Raw genomic sequence first — 18,074 nt, forward strand, 5'->3', positions numbered from 1 at the left:
ATTTAGCTGCCGCTAAAGTTGCGACGTTGGCTGCCTGACTTTGGTTTCGCAAAGCGAGGACCGGCCGGACGACTTGGGCGAGAGTCTGCGGAGCGTGAAGGGCGAGAATCCGCAGAGCGGCTAGGACGTGAGTCGCCAAAGCGATTTCCACCCTCTTTATTGCCGCCAAAACGAGATTCAGAACGCGCTCCAGAGCCATAACGACCACCGCCACCACCGCCTGAGCGATTGCCACCAAAGCCACCGCCTGAGCGGTTACCAGGACGACCGCCACCACCGGAACGATTGCCACCACCAAAGCTCGGTTTAGCTTGTGGCTCAAGTCCTGCGATTACAGAGGCAACAATATCTTGCTGAGTGAAGCGTTCGATGTTGCGAATCTTCGCGCGATCGCGGTGCTCAACCAAGGTAATTGCTACGCCATTGCGACCAGCACGACCAGTACGACCAATGCGGTGTGTGTAGTCTTCTGGTTTCATTGGCAAGCCAAAGTTAATCACGTGGCTAATGCGTGGCACATCAATCCCTCGAGCAGCAACGTCTGTTGCTACCAAAATCTTGGTGTGACCTTTACGCAAGGACTCTAGACGACGCATACGAACTGCTTGGGGCATTGCGCCATGTAGTGCTGTTGCTTCATAGCCATTAGAGCGCAGGGTATCCGCAATCTTTTCGCTTTCAACTTGTGTACTTGCAAACACCACCGCTTGATCCAAAGAGGCATCAGCCAAGATGTGCTCAAGAAGCTTGTGTTTGTGTGACATGCTGTCGGCCCAGTGTAACTTCTGCTCAATGTTGGCGTGTTTTTCACCAGCATGAGCCAGTTCGATACGCTTCGCATCAGTGGTCAACTCATTTGCTAAAGACATAATCTTTGGCGCAAAGGTTGCAGAGAACATTAAGGTTTGCTTGCGACCTGCACAACGTTGATCAATGGCTTCTAAGTCTTCAGCAAAACCCATATCTAACATGCGATCTGCTTCGTCAATCACCAGTTGCTGTACATCATCCAAGCGAATGGCTTTGCTATCGCATAGATCTAATAGGCGTCCTGGGGTGGCAACTACCAACAAAGCGCCTTTAAGAGCTTGGATTTGTTTGCCATAAGGCATCCCACCCATAATCGTGGCAATACGAATGCCTTTCATGCCACGCACGAAATTCACCGCATCGGCAGCAACCTGTTGAGCTAACTCACGAGTAGGGCAGAGCACGAGAACCTTTGGTTGCGCGCGACCTGGTACAGGTGAGTTTTTAGGATTGTCTTCAATCAGTTGATGAATGATCGGCAACAAAAAGGCTGCGGTTTTACCGCTACCAGTTTGACTGCTAACCAATAAGTCACCACCTGCTAAAGCTGCAGGAATAACCTGAGCCTGAACGGGAGTTGCCTGAGTAAAGCCCAACTCAGAAATATTTTTGAGTAGTGGTGCTGCCAAGGCAAAATTCTGGAATTCAGTTCCAGTCTGTTTGTTTTCTTTAGAAAAAGTCATGCTATTACACATCTCCTTTTGAGAGATGTCTCCGTATGTTGCACTCATGTTTTTTTGAAGTGCGATGGTCAAAGGCATCGACCATCAGACAGGCGGCAGCGCGATTGTTGTTCCGGTAGTTCCGGTGTTTAGGGCTTATAGCTTCTAAACGGTGCGCTGAAATATAGCTGGGGGGCGATGAATCAAATTGCTTAAAAAAGCCTCTCATTATGACAGTATGAACATCTAATTTCAAGGGTTTTCCCGAATTTATTATGATGTAGTGATGGAATGGAGCGCAGTTAACCTTTTATCGCCAGTAAATGCCGGAATAGCAGATTTCTCAAGCTATTTGCTCGGAACCCTACTGATTATTTTGTTGCCGGGTCCAAACTCACTTTATGTGTTGACGATCTCCACGCAAAAGGGATGGCGGCATGGTGCTTGGGGTGCTATCGGGATTTTTATTGGCGACTCTATTTTGATGATCGCTATTGCTTTGGGTGCAGCTTCTATGCTGTTGTCATCCCCAGTGCTTTTTCAGACAGTACGAATTGCTGGTGCCTTGTACTTGGGGTGGATGGGATTTGGCTTATTGCAAAGTGGGCGGCAACGCTGGAACTTATCTTCTAAAGCAAATGCTTATGAAATTCAAGCGCGCTTGATGCAATTGCATCCCTTGATTGCGGCTCTTTCGCTCTCATTAACTAATCCAAAGGCAATCTTTTTCTTTATTGCCTTCTTCTCGCAATTTATTCGCCCAGACTTTGCTTATCCTGCATATACCTTTATGTATCTCGCAGTTGTTTTGCAAATAATGAGCATGGCCTACCTAACAGGACTGATCTTTGCAGGCCAATATTTCTCAGGGTATTTTCAAGGCCATCAGCGTCTAGCAGCAGGTCTATGGTTGCTTACCGGAGCTCTTTTTATCAGCTTTGCGATACGTCTGATGTTGGTCTAAGTCGCTTACTTTAAGCGTCGTAGTAGTCGAGCTGTCTTTTTTCCATAGGTTGGGCGAGCTGGTTTCGTTCCCTTGAAAAGACTGGTTCCCCAAAGGCCGCGAACATCGAGGATAGATTTTTGGTGGCTAAAGGTATCAAACCCAGCTTTACCATGATAGCGTCCCATGCCGCTGCTACCTACTCCGCCGAATGGCAATGTCTCTATAGCGGCGTGCAAGAAAACGTCGTTCACTGTTACGCCACCAGAGCGAGTCCTTTGCAATACCTGGTTCAACTGCTTTTTGTTTTTGCCAAACCAATAGAGCGCTAGTGGATTAGGTTTTTTATTTATGAAAGAGATTGCGGCATCTGTATCTTGGATTGCAACAATCGGTAGGATTGGGCCAAAGATTTCTTCATGTAATACGCGCGCTTCTGCTGGAGTATTTATGAGAAGCACGGGCTCGAAGCGACGTGCACCTGCTCCAGAATTCTGGAGCAGTGAAATAGGTTTGGCGCCACGATCAATTGCATCACTCAATAAATGTTGCCAATTCTTTGCTTGCTTATCGTCGATTGGGCCAGTTAACTCTTCAGGATTGCTAAATTGCGCTTGTGCTGCAATCTGTAGCTCTTTAATCAAAGTCTCTTGATGACTGGCTTCTACTAATACGTAGTCTGGAGCAATGCATGTTTGACCACCATTGAGTAATTTGCCATAAATAATTGCTTCAGCCGCATCTTTAATGTTGGCAGAGGCATCAACAATTGCGGGAGTCTTGCCGCCGAGCTCTAGGGTCACGGGCGTAAGGTTCTCAGAGGCGGCTCGCATTACCTTTTTCCCAATCGCCTCTGAGCCGGTAAAGAAAAGGTGTGCAAATGGTAGGGCGGCAAATTGTTCGGCTACATCTTCGCCACCAGTGCTGACGCAAAATTCAGTTGGGTGAAAGTATTCTTGGATAAGACTCGCCAAGAATCCTGATGTACGAGAGCTGCGCTCTGAAGGTTTGAGCCAAACACGATTACCTGCGGCAAATGCGGAGATGGTTGGTAGAAGTGCGAGTTGTATAGGGTAATTCCAGGGGCTGATGATGCCAACTACACCAATCGATTGGCTTTCAATCCATGCTTCTGATGAATCTAAATAGGAGGGCGTTTCCATTTGAACCGGCTTCATCCAGTCTTTGAGATGCTTGCGAACAAATTTGCAGGCTTGATACACCATCTGAAATTCAGCAAGGTAAGTCTCAGCTTGATGGCGCACACCAAAATCGGCAGTTAGCACTTTGCATAACTTTTCTTCATTGGTCTTGATCATCTTTTCAATACGCCCAATACGCTCGAGTCGTACCTCGATGCTGGGGTGGGGTTCGGCCTCATAGGCTGCTTTGATTTCATCAAGCTGAATGGTGAAGCGATTCATGGTGTATTAATTAATAGGTAAATAAGACGGTGATTAACATTTTGCAGGGATTTCAATAAGGTATTAGGATAAAGCTATGATTGAAATCATCGATAAAAACCTGTCTAAACTTGAGCGGGCAACCCTAGGCGGCGGTTGCTTTTGGTGTCTTGAGGCTGTTTACCAGCAGATTCAAGGGGTAAAAACGGTCGTATCTGGCTATGCTGGAGGTGCGGTACCGAATCCCTCATATGAGGCGGTGTGTGATGGCAATACTGGCCATGCGGAAATTGTTGATATCGAGTTTGATCCTCAAGTCATTAGCTATCGAGACCTCTTAGAGATTTTTTTTGTGATTCATGACCCAACGACCTTGAACTATCAGGGTAATGATCATGGTACGCAATACCGTTCAGCGATTTTTACCCATGGTGATGAGCAACTCAAAATCGCTCATGAGGTAGTGCGCGAGCTAGAGGCATCGAAGATTTATCGTGATCCAGTCGTCACACAAATTGAAGCTGCGCCAATCATCTATCCAGCGGAAGACTATCACCAGAATTATTTTCAGCAATATCCGAACCAAGGGTATTGCGCATTTGTGGTTGCGCCCAAGCTTGAAAAATTCAGGGCTAAATTTAAATCCTTGATTGCCCAGCAATATCAGTAAGGCTTACTAACGACGCTTAAGGGGCCAGTCGGCTGATTTCCCAGCGGTCACCCTTGAGTTGGTAATGGATGCGATCATGCAGGCGGGAAGGGCGACCTTGCCAGAATTCGATTTCTGTAGGACGCAGGCGATATCCGCCCCAGTGCTCTGGGCGTGGTGGGTTTTCTCCAAACTCCGACTTAAATCTCTGCTCTGCCGCTTCAAGGAACTCACGATTTGGGATGGCGGAGCTTTGAGGTGAAGCCCAGGCACCAATTCGAGATGCGGGTGGGCGGGATTGAAAGTATTGGTCGCTTTCAGTGGCATCAACTTTTTCAACAATACCTTTAATGCGCACTTGACGCTCAAGTTCATGCCAATGAAATAGAAGCGCCGCCTGTGGGCGAATGGCTAGTTCCTTCCCTTTTTGGCTCTCGTAGTTGGTAAAAAAAGTAAAGCCATTTTCGTCGGCGCCTTTTAGTAAGACAATACGGGCTGATGGATTTCCAGCTTGATCGGCAGTGGCTAGAGTCATTGAATTGGGTTCGGGGCACTCTGCTTTGATTGCTTGATCAAACCATAGCTGAAATAGGGGTAATGGCTGATGGGGAACTTCGGTTTCCGAAAGCTGACCAAGGGTATAGTTTTTGCGAAGTTGGGCAATGGAGTTCATTTATTCAGTATAAAGAGGCTATGGCAGAAAACAAGACAGATAGCAGTATTGAGGATCGCCGTTTTGGAGGGGTTTCTAGACTCTATGGATCCGACCTGCGTGTGAAGTTTCTGAATGCCACAGTCGTAGTTGCTGGATTGGGCGGTGTTGGTTCATGGGCTGCTGAGTCACTGGCTCGTACTGGGATTGGTCACCTAGTCTTGGTAGACCTTGATCATATTGCGGAGAGCAATACCAATCGCCAACTTCATGCCATCGAGGGGCAGTATGGCAAAGCAAAAGTTCAAGCGATGGCTGAGCGCATTTTGCAGATCAATCCAGATATTCGTTTAACCGTTTGCGATGAATTTTTAGAGTCAGATAATTTGGAACGTATTATTCCAGCAGATGCTTATGTATTAGATGCTACTGATTCAGTTCAAACAAAGATTGCATTATCAGTGTGGGCTAGAGCGCATAACCGTGCTTTAGTGATGTGTGGCGCCGCTGGAGGAAAGACTCAACCCACAGCAGTGCGATGTGATGACCTCTCGCGAACCGAGCAAGATGCCTTGCTAGCAAAAGTACGGCAGGGGCTGAGACAAGATCATGGTTTCTCAAGAAACCTAAAACATAAGATTGGCATCAGAGCAATCTACTCCCACGAGCCCCGTGCTGGAGCTTCTACCGGGGGGCTGGCTTGCTCAGGCTATGGCTCAACTGTCATGGTGACTGCGGCTTGTGGTTTAGCAGCAGCTGCAGAGATACTTAATCTGATTGGTCAAGAGCAACAATAAGTCTTGGCTCATCAATTTCAAATTAAGGCCTTCAATTCAGCAGAAATTCCTAAGGGGATTCCCTGTAAGAAATTACTGATTCTCTTGCAGGTGAAAATTAATTCTTGATAGAGCACAGTTGTTTTAAAAGACAATTTTCTATTTCTGGGTTCATATTTAGTCTTTAAATCACTTTAGGAACTTTTGCCCTCTAGTGAATAACAAAACTCCTCCCTAGACTTTGTCTCGTTGGTAAACCGCCAACAGCAAATCGAAAGGAGGTCTCTTTTGCAGACTGAACAAACTGGCTTAAAACGCCATCTCAAAGTACGACATATTCGTTTGATGGCTTTAGGATCAACGATTGGCGTTGGTTTATTTTTAGGATCTGCTAGCGCTATTCAAATCGCTGGCCCATCGATTCTATTGGGATATCTACTCGCAGGAATCGTTGCTTTCATTGTCTTGCGCACCTTAGGTGAAATGGCGGTACATGAGCCTGTAGCGGGTTCTTTTGCTGCTTATGCCAATACCTATGTTGGGCCGCTGGCAGGCTATATGGTGGGTTGGGGTTACTGGACCTATTGGATAGTCGTGGGCATTGCCGAAGTGACGGCTGTGGGCATTTATATGGGAATTTGGTTTCCTGAAGTGCCGCAGTGGATTTGGGCGCTGTCCTCGATTGTGTTGATGGGCTTGATCAATCTCATCGCTGTAAAAGTATTTGGCGAGTTTGAGTTTTGGTTTGCGCTCATTAAAGTCGTTGCCATCATTGCCATGATTGGATTGGGTGGCTCAGTCATCTTATTTGGCTTCACAAATGATTGGCAGCCTATTGGCTTGAGTAATCTTTGGCAGCATGGTGGTTTCTTTCCAAATGGCTTTGAGGGAATGTTGCTCTCATTGCAAATGGTCTTATTCGCCTATGTTGGTATTGAGATGATTGGTCTTTCTGCCGGCGAAGCGGAAAATCCTAAGAAAACAATTCCAATGGCAATCGATTCATTAGCCTGGCGAATTTTGATTTTCTACATGGGTGCAATACTGGTTATCTTAGCTATCTTCCCTTGGAATGAGGTGGGTCAGCAGGGTAGTCCTTTTGTAGTGATGTTTGAGCGAATTGGTTTACGTGAAGCGGCTGGTCTGATTAACTTTGTGGTGATTACCGCTGCACTGTCGTCTTGCAATGCTGGCATTTTCAGCGGCGGTCGATTGCTGTACTCCTTATCTACTAATGGCTATGCACCCGCGTCTTTTGCAAAGCTATCCAAATATGGGGTTCCGCATCGTGCAGTGATGGCTACCGTTGGAGTCTGTATGTCTGGGGTTGTCTTGAACTACTTCGTTCCTGATAAAGCCTTTCAATACATCATGGCTGCAGTCACCTTTGTGGGATTGATGGTGTGGATTGCCATTCTGTTTACTCAAATGAAATTCCGTCGCTCTTTAACAAAAGCGCAAGTAGCTGAGCTTGGTTATCGCGCTCCTTGGTGGCCTTATTCCTCGTGGTTTGCTTTGGCATTCATTTGCTTGGTTGTAGTGCTTATGGGCTTTCATGAGGATGCTCGGATTGCATTGATATTGGGTCCGTGCTTACTGGGCGTGTATCTCGCGATGTTTTACATCGTGGGCTTGCATCGCAAAACAAAAACGCAAGCTGTATTTAAATCATAGGAGATCAACATGATTATTGGTGTTCCACAGGAAGTAAAAAATAATGAGTTTCGGGTTGGCTTAACGCCAGGCAATGTCAGTGGACTTTGCAAACAAGGGCATTCGGTATTAGTTCAGCGAGGGGCTGGTGAGCAAATTGGTCTAAGTGATGAGTCATACCGAATTGCTGGTGCCACCTTAATTAACAGTGCCGCCGAAGTATTTAAGAAGGCGGAAATGATTGTGAAGGTAAAGGAGCCTCAGCCACAAGAGTGCGCCATGCTGCGCGAGGATCAGATTCTATTTACCTATCTGCACTTAGCCCCAGACCCAATTCAAACCCAAGCATTGATTCAGTCGGGTGCTAGCTGTATCGCATATGAGACCGTTACCGCATTCAATGGCGCTTTACCGCTATTAGCCCCAATGAGCGAAGTGGCGGGGCGCATGTCGATTCAAGCGGCAGCCACCCACTTAGAAAAGACACATGGAGGCATTGGGGTCTTGATGGCAGGGGTGCCCGGAGTCTCGCCTGCGAAGGTTGTCATTCTTGGTGCCGGGGTGGTAGGGCGTAATGCATTGCAAATAGCAGTGGGCATGGGGGCTGACGTTTGTGTCTTTGATCGCGATATTGATCGACTACGACAAATCGATCTCTCTTATGGCAATCGAGTTCGCACCTTTTACTCGGATAGTTTGCTAATTGAGCAGGAGGTGAGCGAAGCGGATGTGGTGATTGGAGCGGTATTGCTTCCAGGGGGTGCAGCGCCAAAGTTAGTGACTCGCGACATGATCAAGAAAATGAAGTCAGGTGCAGTAGTGGTGGATGTTGCGATTGATCAGGGCGGTTGCTTCGAGACTTCAAAGCCAACAACGCATGCGGATCCCACATTTATGGTGGATGGTGTTTTACATTACTGCGTTGCTAATATGCCTGGTGCTGTTGCCAGAACTTCTACCTTTGCTCTAACCAATGCCACCTTTCCTTATGTAGAGGTCTTGGCTAATCGTGGTGTCGTCAATGCACTGTCAATTGATCATCACTTGCGTAATGGTCTGAGCGTGCATAAAGGGGTGTTAACTTCGAAGCCTGTAGCCCAGGCCCAAGGCCTGGACTTTGCTTCAGCAGAGGAGTTGTTGGCGGCCTAGCAAAAAGTATTGATCCATGGGTGAGAGTGAAATCTCTAAATAGTCATAAAGAAGATTTAAACTGGCTAGATTCTGATCACTTCACTACCAAACTCATGGACTTATCTGCTGTAACCCTGTCGGCTGGCGTTGTTGCGTTAGCTGAGATGGGTGATAAAACCCAATTGCTTTCTTTGATGCTGGCGGCTCGTTATCCCAAACAGGCGCTAGCCATTATTGCTGGTATTTTTATTGCAACGATTGCTAATCATGCTTGCGCCGCACTCTTAGGTCATTGGCTGATGACTTTAGTTTCGCCCGATGTAATGAGATGGATTTTGGGATTGAGCTTTTTAGGTATTGGTCTTTGGTTATTAGTACCCGATCATATTGACGACGCAGCTGAATCAAAAGTAGTGGACCGAGCCCTGCAGGTTTTTATTCTGACAGTGGTGTTATTCTTTTTGGCTGAGATGGGTGATAAAACCCAAATCGCCACAATTGCCTTGGGTGCGAAATACGAAGATGTAGTCACCGTAACAATCGGTACTACCTTGGGCATGATGTTGGCTAATGCGCCAGCGGTTTGGCTGGGACAGAAATTTACCAAGCGTATGCCAATCAAGTGGGTCCATGGCGTGGCTGCTTTAACCTTTATTGCTATTGGGGTGGTAACTTTGCTTTGGAGTTAGACTGCTAGCCAGCCTTCTGCAATAGCATGGCCTTAGACTTAAAATAGGTCTATGAAAACTGAATTAGCGCAGAGCTTCCGTCGGCTCGAATACCGTCCCCCTGTTTACACCTTTGGTCAAGTTGAATTAGATATCGCGCTAGATCCTGCGCGCACGATTGTTAAAAGCAAGATTGAGGTTTTACCAGGTAATAGTTTTGAGCCAGGCGCACCAATGGTATTGGTCGGTCAGGAGCTGGAGTTTGTGAGCTTGCGGATTAATGGTGAAGCGCATAGGCGCTTTGAGCTCACGCCAGAGACTTTGACGATTCACTCTTTGCCAAAAGAAGGAGCAGAGAAATTTACCCTTGAAATAATTTCAATTTGTGTACCAGAGAAAAATACCAGCCTGATGGGTTTGTATGTCTCTAATGGCAACTTCTTTACCCAATGTGAGGCAGAGGGCTTCAGAAAAATTACTTATTTCTTGGATCGTCCTGATGTCATGGCTCGCTATCGAGTGACCTTACAGGCGCCTGAAGCCCAATATCCTGTGTTGCTATCCAATGGCAACTTACTCAAAGAAGAAAAATTGCCAAACGGTTGGCATAGTGCCACTTGGGAAGACCCATTTCCAAAGCCATCGTATCTGTTTGCTTTAGTAGCCGGAAAACTGGAATGCATAGAAGAGACCATTACTACCAGTAGTGGGGCAAAAAAATTACTGCAAATCTGGGTTGAGCCTCATGATTTACAAAAGACCCGTCATGCAATGGACTCTTTGATCGCTTCAATACATTGGGATGAGAAGCGTTTTGGTCTTGAACTAGATCTTGAGCGTTTCATGATCGTAGCCGTGGGCGACTTCAATATGGGTGCTATGGAAAACAAGGGATTGAATATATTCAATACCAAGTTTGTATTGGCCCAACCAGAGACTGCTACCGATGCTGACTTTGCCAATATTGAAAGTGTTGTTGCCCATGAGTACTTCCATAACTGGACAGGCAATCGTGTCACTTGCCAAGATTGGTTTCAGTTATCCCTTAAGGAAGGTCTCACGGTATTTCGCGATCAGGAGTTCTCGGCTGACCAAATGGGTAGCGAGTCTGGAAGAGCGGTCAAACGTATTGAAGATGTGCGCTTATTGCGCCAATTACAGTTCCCGGAAGATGCGGGTCCAATGGCGCACCCGATACGCCCGGACGAGTACCAAGAGATCAATAACTTTTACACGGTAACTGTGTATGAGAAGGGTTCTGAAGTCGTGCGGATGTACCAGACCTTATTAGGTAGAGATGGCTTCCGCAAGGGTATGGACTTGTATTTCCAGCGCCATGATGGTCAGGCAGTAACGTGCGACGATTTTCTTGCTGCGATGGCTGATGCGAATGGTAAAGACTTAAGCCAGTTTAAGAATTGGTATAGCCAAGCGGGCACTCCACGCGTGAAGGTGGATGGGCAATACGATGCAGCCAATAAGCAATACCGCCTCACATTAACTCAGAGCTGCGCACCTACACCTGGTCAGGCAGAAAAGAAGCCATTTCATATTCGATTGAAAGTGTGCCTCATTACTGCTGGTAATGATCAAGTAGAGCAACTGCTTGAGCTGACAGAGTCAACACAAACATGGACTTTTGATCATATTGAAGATCGACCTGTGCTGTCTATTAACCGAAACTTCTCTGCACCAGTCAATATTGATTTTGAGCAGTCAGAGGAGGATTTATTGACGCTACTTTCTAGCGATGATGATCCATTTAATCGCTGGGAAGCGGGGCAGAAGCTGGCTATGCAAATGATTTTGAATAATCGTCTGCCAGATTCAGCCCTCATTAATGCTTACCGCGAAATCTTGCTTGATCCAAACCTTGATCCAGCATTCAAAGAGTTGGCATTAACGCTGCCTGCTGAATCTTATTTATATGAGCAGTGCAAGAGTGTTGACCCGCAGAAGATATTTGCCGCACGAATATCCTTCCGAAAAGAGCTTGCTAAGCAATTGCAGTTAGAGTGGGCTGCGCTTTATCAGCAAAACCAAACTCCAGGACCTTTTAAGTCCGATGCTATTAATTCTGGAAAGCGTGCTCTCAAGAATCTGGCTTTAAGCATGTTGTTAGATGCGGATCCCAAGATTTGGGCACCAATGGCACGCAATCAATTTCAGATTGCCGACAATATGACCGATCGTTATGCAGCGCTTGCCGCCCTGGTAATGCATGGCGCTAAAGGCGCTGCTGAATGTCTAGAGGATTTCTACAAGCGTTTTGCAGATGATGCTCTTGTGATTGATAAGTGGTTTGCATTGCAGTCTAGTCGCCCGCCTGTTGAAGGTCTTGAATCCACGCTCAATGAGGTGAAGCGCTTGCGTGAGCATCCAGCATTTAAATTGAATAATCCAAATCGTGCCCGCAGTGTTATCCATGTCTTCTGCGCAAACAATCCCGCGAGCTTTCATCAGGCTGATGGAAGTGGCTATGCCTTCTGGGCTGAAAGTGTTTTGGCTCTAGACCCCATCAACCCCCAGGTTGCCGCTCGTCTTGCCAGGGCCTTAGATCGCTGGCGCCTATTTGCTGAGCCGTACCAGAGCAAAATGAAGGCAGCTCTAGAGCAGGTAGCAGCTTGCCAGACCTTGTCACCAGACGTTAAAGAGGTGGTTAGTAAAGCCTTAGGCATCTAATTTTGGCGCCTATTTTTGAGTTTTTAGATAACAGGGCAAAATAGAGGCTATTAGCATTCTCGAGCCCCAGCAGAAATCTTCGGAGAAATCGTTTTGTCTTCTACCCATACCAATTTCAAGCAATATTTAGCGACAGCCAAACCAAAGGGGGTTGCAATACCTGCTGGTCTTCAGGATTTGCTAACTGCTGTTGTAAATACCTGTTCAACATTAAGTCATGAAGTTGCTCAAGGCGCATTAATTGGTTTGCTAGGTTCTGCTGGTACTGGGAACGTGCAGGGTGAAGTGCAACAAAAGCTCGACATTATTGCCAATGATTTATTGATTGACGGTGTGAAAAACTGCAAATCATTAGCAGGTTTGGCATCTGAAGAAATGGAATTGCCCGTTCCTGTTCAAGGCACAGGCGACTATCTGTTGTTATTTGATCCGCTCGATGGCTCTTCCAATATTGATGTCAATGTCTCGATTGGAACAATCTTTTCAATTCTGAAGAAGCAAGAACCACAGGCACCACTGCAAACCTCTGACTTTTTATTGTCTGGTCGTCACCAAGTGGCTGCAGGATACGTGGTGTATGGTCCACAGACGACGATGGCTCTGACCTTGGGTGATGGTGTAGTCATGTTCACGCTAAATAAGGTGACAGGCGAGTTCTTGCTTATTAAAGACGCCGTAACCATTGCGCATTCAACCAAAGAGTTTGCGATCAATATGTCGAATATGCGTCATTGGGCAGATCCAGTACGTCGCTACGTCGAGGAGTGCTTGGCTGGAGTTGGTGGTGCTCGTGAAAAAGATTTCAATATGCGTTGGATTGCATCTATGGTGGCGGATGTGCATCGTGTGCTTTCTCGTGGTGGCGTGTTTATGTATCCATGGGACAAGCGTGAGCCAAATAAACCAGGTAAGTTGCGCCTGATGTATGAGGCTAATCCAATGAGCTTTCTGGTAGAGCAGGCAGGTGGCGCATCTACCAATGGCAAGGACTTGATTATGGATTTGCAACCTACTGACTTACATGAGCGTGTATCAGTAATACTTGGATCCAAGGAAGAGGTGGATCTTTTGCGTCATTACCATGCATAAGTGATATCACTCGATCGAATTCCGAAATCGGATGCAAAAAACCCAATCAGGTGATTGGGTTTTTTATTGGGTAAGCCTAATTAATTCAGGTTTCTAAGGCTGAACCTTTTCCTTAAGGTAGGCCAACGACTCTTCAACCTGGTCAATCAGAATTAAACAGATGTCACCCTCTGAGACTTCACTTAGGGCGGTATCGATTGCCAAGAACTCCCCGTGAATCTCTTTTACCTGCTTAGCTCTGGTTGCGCCAACCAAACCTTCTTGTAATAGTTTTAACACTTCGCCGTCTTCACGACCACGCTGACAGGCATCTTGATACAGAATGACGTTATCAAACGCATTACCCAAAATGCGGGTGAGGTCGCGAATATCATCATCGCGACGATCGCCAGCGCCACTGATAACCACATGACTCTTCTTAGGTTTCATCGCTTCGATTGCACTGGTTAGGGCGCGCATCGCATCTGGATTATGACCATAGTCAGCGATGACAGTAGCGCCTTTGTGTTTAAATTGGTTAAAGCGGCCTGGCACAGAGTTGGCTGTGCTTTCAAAGCTGTTTAACCCATGTGCAATTTTTTCCGCATCTAGGCCAAGTGCCCACGCAGCACCAATTGCAGCCATGGCATTTTCCACTTGGAAGCCAAGAACACCATTTTGTGTCAATGGAATTTCGCTAACAGGGAAGCGGTACATGACGCGTGAACCCTTTGAGGCAACGATATAAGTGCCGTCAAAGAAAATCACTTTCTTATTTTTAGCGCGATGCGCGGTAATCACCGGATGATATTGATCTTTCGCAAAGAAGATGACGCGACCGGAGCATTTATCTCCCATTTTGGCAACCATTGGGTCTGCTGCATTGAGAACGGCAGCACCAGTAGGGGCAACGTTTTGCACAATCACGCGCTTGAGAATTGCTAAATCTTCAACGCTGGTGATGTAGTTCAAGCCTAAGTGATCGCCTTCACCAATATTGGTAACGACAGCAACTTCACAACGATCAAAACCTAAGCCTTCACGTAATAAACCGCCGCGAGCGGTTTCTAGAACGGCTGCGTCTACATCTGGGTGCATTAATACATTGCGCGCGCTCTTTGGTCCACTGCAATCGCCAGTGTCAATGAGGCGATGATTGATATAAACACCATCAGTGCCAGTCATGCCAACCCTTAAGCCGGTTTCACTTAAAAGATGAGAAATTAAGCGCACAGTAGTCGTTTTGCCATTGGTGCCAGTTACCGCCACCACTGGAATACGTCCATCTTCGCCGGGAGGGAACATCATATTGATGATGTCTTCGCCTACAGGTCGACCTTTGCCGTAGGAGGGCTTAAGGTGCATGCGTAATCCAGGCGCAGCATTAACCTCTACGATGCCACCACCTTGTTGTTCTAACGGTTTGTAGATGGACTCACACAGAATATCTACACCAGCTATATCAAGTCCGATCATTTGTGCGGCAGCAACAGCGCTCGCTGCGACATCAGGGTGTACATCATTAGTCACATCGGTAGCTGTTCCACCGGTGCTGAGATTGGCGTTATTGCGAAGTAATACGCGCTCACCAGTCTTTGGTACATACTGTGGCGATAAGCCGTTGCTCGCTAAGTGCGCTAGGGCAATATCATCAAAGCGAATCTTGGTAAGGGCGGTAGCGTGACCATCGCCTCGCAAAGGGTTTTGGTTCTCTTTTTCTACGAGCTCAGCCACAGTGTGTTTGCCGTCGCCCACAACTTGTGCGGGCTCACGACGAGCAGCGGCTGATAAACGATTGCCTACTACTAGCAGACGGTAGTCGGCACCTGGTAGATAACGTTCAACAATCGTTTCACGACCAAAGGCTTGTGTCACTTCAAATCCAGCGCGAACTTCTTCTTCGGTCTGGATGTTCGCTACAACACCTTTACCTTGATTACCATCTTTGGGTTTTAGAACGATAGGGCCACCAATTTTTTGGGCAGCACGCCATGCATCATCAGCGTTGGTAACTACGTCGCCAATCGGAACAGAGACGCCTGCGGCGGCGAGTAAGTTCTTAGTAAGTTCTTTATCTTGAGCAATCGCTTCTGCAATTGCGCTTGTATCGCTGGTTTCTGCCGCTTGAATACGCTTTTGTTTGCTTCCCCAGCCAAATTGCACCATGCTGCCTTCAGTCATGCGGCGATAGGGAATGTTTCTTTGAAGGGCGGCATCCACAATTGAGCCAGTACTGGGACCCAGGCGCACATCCTCATACAGTGCTTCGAGCTCTGCCAAAGCAGCGGCTAAGTCAAAAGGGGCATCATTCAGAGTTGCTTGAATGAGCGCGAAGGCAAAATCAAATGCCATACGGCCAACGACTTCTTCGATATATTCAACAACGACTTGGTAAACACCTTCGTCAAGAGTTTGAACAGTGCGGCTGAATGTCACAGGGCAACCAGCTTGCGCCTGCAATCCAAGTGCAGCATGTTCTAAGGCATTTGCAAGAGAGAGCGGGTCGGTTAGGCCACCACGACGCATGCTACCGAGTTGCGGAAAACGTTCACGAATTTTGGTTTCAAACTGCGGAATAGCATCGATTGAACGCTCGTTCACTTCACAAGTGACAATGGCTTCTAATGCTGTGTGGCGGCTCCATAAATTTGGGCCGCGCAACATACGAATGCGGGTGATTTCCAATTAAGCCCCTGTTATGGTTGTTGCATCTGGCACAAAAGTTTGCGCGCCAGCTTCAATCACGTTAAACGGAATATCCAAGGCCCACGCTGCTGCAATGGCGGCGCCTAGGTTCATGGTTTTCCAAGGTGTAGTGGTATTAGATTCGGAATGTCTTGGCACGGGGATCGATTTTTGATCCAACTTGCCAGACTTCAAGGTAATTTGTTGTTTGCCAACGAGCACAGCTCGACCACCATTTTGAATGTGGGTTTTAACCACTTCAGATTCTGGATTCTCGCTAAAGAAAATCACTTCACCATCGCAAAGCTCAGCCATTTGAACGCACATGGCATCATCAGCATTCAGAACGCCAATCCCAGTTGGAAGCACAACATCAATTTGGGTGCGCACAACGCTAAAGACTTGGTCTTCATCATAGATAGCGTACTCAGGGAAGTTGGCTTTAGGATCTACGTTAAGAACAACACCCACTTGGCAGCGATCGTAAGCCAAGCCCTCAATCAGCATTGACAGATGATTGTTTTCAATGACCGCAGCCTCAACAGCGCGATTCAATAGTGTGCGACGAGCGTTTTCCCAATTTGATGAATTGGTATTTGGAATGGCGCGACTCCCAAAGAACAACCCTTTGCTACAGGATAGGCCGACATAAACATTGGTTAGACGCAAAAAGTGGGCAACCATTTCAGCAACGGGTGTCTTGCCACTTTGGCCGCAGATGCCAACTAGTGGAACGCGGAAGTCGGCGCCAGGAGGAAAGAGGTGATTCGCAATCTCTTTACCAACAGGCTGTGGCTTACCGCTTGCAGGCTTTAAGTGCATTAACAGACCTGGGCCTGCATTGACTTCAACAATTGCAGCGTTTTGCTCTGCTAGTGGACGGCTGATATCTTGCGCAACAAGATCAACACCAGCAATCTCTAGGCCAACAACTCGAGCCGCTAAAGCGACCTGGCTGGCAACATCAGGGTGAACTAAATCGGTGACATCAAATGCAACATTGCCATTGCTCTGAATAAGCACTTTGTGATCTAAGGCAGGAACGCTATCACCTGTAAGTTTTTGACGAGCCAATTCCAATTCAACAGCAGAATCAATTCTCACTGGATTTAAAGGATGCTCTTCAGCGGTACCACGGCGTGGATCAGAATTAATCTGAATCTGAATCAGTTCTCGAACCGTATGCTTACCATCACCAGTAACCCAAACGGTTTCCCCTTTTGCCGCGGCAACTACTTTATTGCCGACAACCAGCAAGCGGTGTTCGTCACCAACAATATGACGCTCAACCAGAACTTCGCTGCCTTCATCAATCGCTACGGCATAGGCTGCTTCGATTTCTTGTTGTGTGTATAAATTAATAAATACGCCACGACCATGGTTGCCATCGATTGGTTTCACCACAACAGGCAGGCCGATATCTTGTGCTGCCTCCCAGGCATCATCAGGGCTGGTCACGGTTCTGCCTTCGGGCGTTGGAACACCCGCGCTGCGTAATAAGCTTTTCGTTAAGTCTTTGTCGCGAGAAATCGTTTCTGCAATGGCGCTGGTTTGATCTGTCTCAGCAGTCCATATGCGACGTTGCTTTGCGCCATAGCCTAGTTGTACTAAGTTACCTTCAGATAGGCGGATCGATGGAATGCCGCGTTCCTCAGCTGCATTCACAATGCATGCAGTACTAGGGCCAAGCAATAAGTCATCACCAAGATCACGTAACTTTTCAATAATGTCTTTAGATAAGGCAAGGCAATCTTGATTGTCTTGGGCAAGTGCTAAGTAGAGATCGCGAGCGTACTTTAATGCGGTGAGGGTAACTTCTTCATTAATTGCACTGACCATGACTTTGTAAACGCCACGACGGTCGCCATCACGAGCCTTGCCAAATCCACCAGGTATGCCTGCTAGATTTTGTAATTCAAGTGTTAGGTGCTCCATGATGTGAGCTGGCCATGTGCCTTCTTCAACACGCTTAAGAAAGCCGCCGGTTTCGCCATAACTGCAACGGTGCTCAACTAGACTTGGGAGTGCTTTTACCAGGCGATCATAAAAGCCTGGAATGAGGTTAGAGGGGTAGTCCTCGAGCTCGCCAATATCGATCCAGACCTCGATGACGGGGTGGTAGGTCCACATATTGGGACCGCGCAGATGCTTAACGCTCAGGATTTCAATGGATTTATCTAATAACTGGGGCATTTATGGTGTAGCGAGGGGTCCTAGCCGATGTTTGGGGCTTAGACGGAGCAGGCTGTCTCTGAGTTCTAGTTTTATTGAAAATCCAAAAAATGGCAAAAA

13 protein-coding genes are annotated in these 18,074 nt (G+C 47.1%); 8 read left to right on the forward strand and 5 right to left on the reverse strand.

Features of this window, described 5'->3' with window-relative positions:
• Nucleotides 1-2: 2 nt before the first annotated feature.
• A complete protein-coding gene (locus DCO17_RS03930; protein WP_173955495.1) occupies nt 3-1,493 on the reverse strand; it encodes a DEAD/DEAH box helicase in 1,491 nt (496 codons plus the stop codon).
• 265 nt (nt 1,494-1,758) lie between these two features.
• Here DCO17_RS03930 and leuE point away from each other — a divergent pair, with 265 nt between their 5' ends.
• On the forward strand, nt 1,759-2,436 hold the full coding sequence (leuE, locus tag DCO17_RS03935) for a leucine efflux protein LeuE (protein WP_173955496.1): 678 nt from the start codon (nt 1,759-1,761) through the stop codon (nt 2,434-2,436).
• A 5-nt stretch (nt 2,437-2,441) separates the two neighbouring features.
• On the opposite strand, the gene DCO17_RS03940 is transcribed toward leuE, so the two are convergent.
• The gene (locus DCO17_RS03940; RefSeq protein ID WP_173955497.1) at nt 2,442-3,839 is read right to left on the reverse strand and encodes a coniferyl aldehyde dehydrogenase; all 1,398 of its coding nucleotides are present in this window, start codon (nt 3,837-3,839) and stop codon (nt 2,442-2,444) included.
• 76 nt (nt 3,840-3,915) lie between these two features.
• On the opposite strand from DCO17_RS03940, the gene msrA reads away from it, so the two are divergent.
• Entirely contained in the window at nt 3,916-4,488 is a 573-nt protein-coding gene (gene msrA, locus DCO17_RS03945; protein WP_173955498.1) for a peptide-methionine (S)-S-oxide reductase MsrA, read from the forward strand.
• Between the two features lie 16 nt (nt 4,489-4,504).
• Here the strand turns inward: msrA and pdxH are convergent, their stop codons facing one another.
• Entirely contained in the window at nt 4,505-5,140 is a 636-nt protein-coding gene (pdxH, locus tag DCO17_RS03950; RefSeq protein ID WP_173955499.1) for a pyridoxamine 5'-phosphate oxidase, read from the reverse strand.
• 20 nt (nt 5,141-5,160) lie between these two features.
• Here pdxH and DCO17_RS03955 point away from each other — a divergent pair, with 20 nt between their 5' ends.
• The 6 genes from DCO17_RS03955 to DCO17_RS03980 all read left to right on the forward strand — a co-directional run bounded on the left by DCO17_RS03955 (nt 5,161) and on the right by DCO17_RS03980 (nt 13,118).
• A complete protein-coding gene (locus DCO17_RS03955; RefSeq protein ID WP_173955500.1) occupies nt 5,161-5,916 on the forward strand; it encodes a tRNA threonylcarbamoyladenosine dehydratase in 756 nt (251 codons plus the stop codon).
• A 267-nt stretch (nt 5,917-6,183) separates the two neighbouring features.
• The gene (locus tag DCO17_RS03960; protein ID WP_173955501.1) at nt 6,184-7,569 is read left to right on the forward strand and encodes an amino acid permease; all 1,386 of its coding nucleotides are present in this window, start codon (nt 6,184-6,186) and stop codon (nt 7,567-7,569) included.
• A gap of 9 nt (nt 7,570-7,578) precedes the next feature.
• Complete coding sequence (gene ald, locus DCO17_RS03965; RefSeq protein ID WP_173955502.1) at nt 7,579-8,697, forward strand: alanine dehydrogenase; 1,119 nt, start codon at nt 7,579-7,581, stop codon at nt 8,695-8,697.
• A gap of 95 nt (nt 8,698-8,792) precedes the next feature.
• Nucleotides 8,793-9,368 (forward strand): TMEM165/GDT1 family protein, encoded by a 576-nt coding sequence (locus DCO17_RS03970; protein WP_173956698.1) that lies wholly within the window; start codon nt 8,793-8,795, stop codon nt 9,366-9,368.
• 51 nt (nt 9,369-9,419) lie between these two features.
• A complete protein-coding gene (pepN, locus tag DCO17_RS03975) occupies nt 9,420-12,029 on the forward strand; it encodes an aminopeptidase N (RefSeq protein ID WP_173955503.1) in 2,610 nt (869 codons plus the stop codon).
• 93 nt (nt 12,030-12,122) lie between these two features.
• A complete protein-coding gene (locus DCO17_RS03980) occupies nt 12,123-13,118 on the forward strand; it encodes a class 1 fructose-bisphosphatase (RefSeq protein WP_437342814.1) in 996 nt (331 codons plus the stop codon).
• Between the two features lie 93 nt (nt 13,119-13,211).
• On the opposite strand, the gene cphA is transcribed toward DCO17_RS03980, so the two are convergent.
• Nucleotides 13,212-15,782, reverse strand: coding sequence for a cyanophycin synthetase (gene cphA / locus DCO17_RS03985; RefSeq protein ID WP_173955504.1), 2,571 nt, complete (start codon nt 15,780-15,782; stop codon nt 13,212-13,214).
• Nucleotides 15,783-17,975 carry a cyanophycin synthetase gene (locus DCO17_RS03990; RefSeq protein ID WP_173955505.1) on the reverse strand — a complete coding sequence of 731 codons (2,193 nt, stop codon included), beginning with the start codon at nt 17,973-17,975 and terminating at the stop codon, nt 15,783-15,785.
• Nucleotides 17,976-18,074 lie beyond the last annotated feature (99 nt).

The sequence above is a fragment of the Polynucleobacter tropicus genome (genome assembly GCF_013307225.1).
Lineage (GTDB): Bacteria > Pseudomonadota > Gammaproteobacteria > Burkholderiales > Burkholderiaceae > Polynucleobacter > Polynucleobacter tropicus.